Origin of the sequence: Streptomyces sp. SID5910, assembly GCF_009862125.1 — a bacterium.
Lineage (GTDB): Bacteria > Actinomycetota > Actinomycetes > Streptomycetales > Streptomycetaceae > Streptomyces.
The window spans coordinates 1-2,176 of record NZ_WWHX01000868.1; the positions used below are offsets into that span (position 1 = coordinate 1).

The window sequence follows — 2,176 nt, forward strand, 5'->3', positions numbered from 1 at the left end:
CGCATGCAGATGATCGTGGTGATGAAGTTGACCGAACCGAGGATGGTGCCGAACCCCGCCAGCGCCAGCCCCATGATCCACAGGTCGCCGCCGAGATAGGGGGCGCCGGTGGGGCCGCTCAGCGGCGTGTAGGCGGTCCAGCCGAAGTCGGCGGCGCCCTGCGGCGTGAGGAAACCGGCCAGCACGATCAGGCCGCCGAACAGGAAGAGCCAGTACGCCAGCATGTTCAGCCGCGGGAACGCCACGTCGGGCGCGCCGATCTGCAACGGCATGACGGCGTTGGCGAATCCGGCGAAGGTGGGGGTGGCGAACAGCAGCAGCATGATCGTGCCGTGCATCGTGAACGCCTGGTTGTACTGCTCCTGGGAGAGCAACTGGAGCCCCGGCCGGGCCAGTTCCGCCCGGATCAGCATAGCCAGCACCCCGGCGGCCAGGAAGAACCCGAAGGACGTGATGAGATACAGGTGGCCGATGCGCTTGTGGTCGGTCGTGGTCAGCCAGGAGACGAGCACCCGCCCCCTGTGGCGGCGCGGTGCCGCCGGGACCGGAGCGATCGGTTCGGTCTGAGTCGCCATCGGACCAGGGCACCGCACGCCCGTGGGGCTGTGTCGATGCCACGTCAGGCACCCACCGATGTAGGGCTGATTGGCTGATCGTTTCTATCCGTCCGGGTGCCGCGTAGGCCCACAGGGGCGAACCGGCCGTCACCCGAATGGACCCCGCGCGCTATTGGCGGCGGCCGATCCGGTGTCTCCTGGAGTCTGTCAGCGGCGTCCAGGCTGGGAGGCCGGTCATGTACGAAATGTGCGTGGGCCCGGAGAAGACGGGCGGAGCTTTGGTGTGGCACGTGATGGCCAAGCAGGCAGCGGCCACCCTCTGCGGACAGAAGCTCCGCGAACGTATCGAGGCATCCGACGGTGAAAGGGCACGTCACTGCCCTGACTGCATGGCTTCCTTCGAGAGGCTGATGACAGCGGCACCGTGCTGACGGACCGTCCGCGCGTCGACCGCCCCGCCGCATCCCGCGGCGGGGCGGTGGCGTGCCTCCGCGCGCACCGGCCTGCCGGCGACCACTCGCACGGCGCAGTGTCACGGCGTCCGGCCGGGGAAGGCGCCGACCGTGCCGGGCGCGCGGTCCTCCCGCGTCCGGTGCCGGGAAGTGTGCCGCGGCCGAAATCCCCGAGTCGGCTGCGGCACACCTTCCCCCTACTCCCGTCGCCGTGATGGGTGTCGGCCACCGCGGCTTTTGGGTGCCGTCCCCGATGGCCGCCCGGGGGCGCCGCGTGTGACCGTGGAACCGCGCCGCGCCCCGGGGGCTCCCGGGGCGGGGAACGTCACGGGGGAGGCCCGGCCCCGCCGCCCTTCGCGGGTGATGCCGGCGGCCGGGCCCACGCCCACCGACCGCGCCCGGGCATCGAGGCGTTCGGCGGTGGCCGAGGCGTACCGGAGCGGGCGGTCCGGACAACCGGGCCCGCCCCGAAGGCCCGTACCCCCTCGCCGCCTCGTCCACGACCCCGCGGGTCCGGGAGCGGCGCCGCCTCACGCCCGCGGCCGACGGCGTTCGAGCGCACGACGGCCGACCGCGCCACACACGAAGGAGAACGCGCATCCCTTACCGTCGACCGAAGCCCTTCCGACCCTCCACGCGGCCCGAGGCGGTGGCCCGTGGGACACGCTGACACCCTGCTCGCCATGGGCGGCGCCTTTCTCGCCGCCGCGTTCCTCGCCCGCCTCGGCGGCAGGATCGGACTTCCGACGATTCCCCTGTTCATGCTGGCCGGCATCCTGCTGGGCCCGCACACTCCCGGCTTCGTGCTGGTCGAGGACGCACACGACTTCGAGATGCTCTCCGCGCTCGGACTGGTGCTGCTGCTCTTCTACCTGGGGCTGGAGTTCCACCTCGACGACCTCAAGAGCGGCGGCAAACGGCTGCTGACCGCGGGCGGCGTCTACCTGCTGCTCAACGTCGGCGCCGGCCTCGGCTTCGGCTTCGTCCTGGGCTGGGGGGTGCGGGAGGCGCTGGTGCTCGCCGGTGTCCTCGGCATTTCCTCGTCCGCGATCGTCACCAAGATCCTCATCGACCTGGGCCGCATCGGCCGCCCCGAGACCCGCCTCATCCTCGGCGTCATCGTGGTGGAGGACATCTTCCTCGCGCTGTACCTGGCGGCGCTCCAGC

The 2,176-nt window shown here is 71.6% G+C and carries 2 protein-coding genes; one reads left to right on the forward strand and one right to left on the reverse strand.

The annotated features are described in order from the left end of the window. Window positions 1-575, reverse strand: a 575-nt coding sequence (locus GTW67_RS30545) for a cbb3-type cytochrome c oxidase subunit I (protein WP_202437914.1), incomplete at its 3' end; no start/stop codon positions are given. Window positions 576-1,665: 1,090 nt separating this feature from the next. Here GTW67_RS30545 and GTW67_RS30555 point away from each other — a divergent pair. Further along, window positions 1,666-2,176 (forward strand): cation:proton antiporter (locus GTW67_RS30555; RefSeq protein WP_346010789.1); only part of this gene is annotated, 511 nt, incomplete at its 3' end.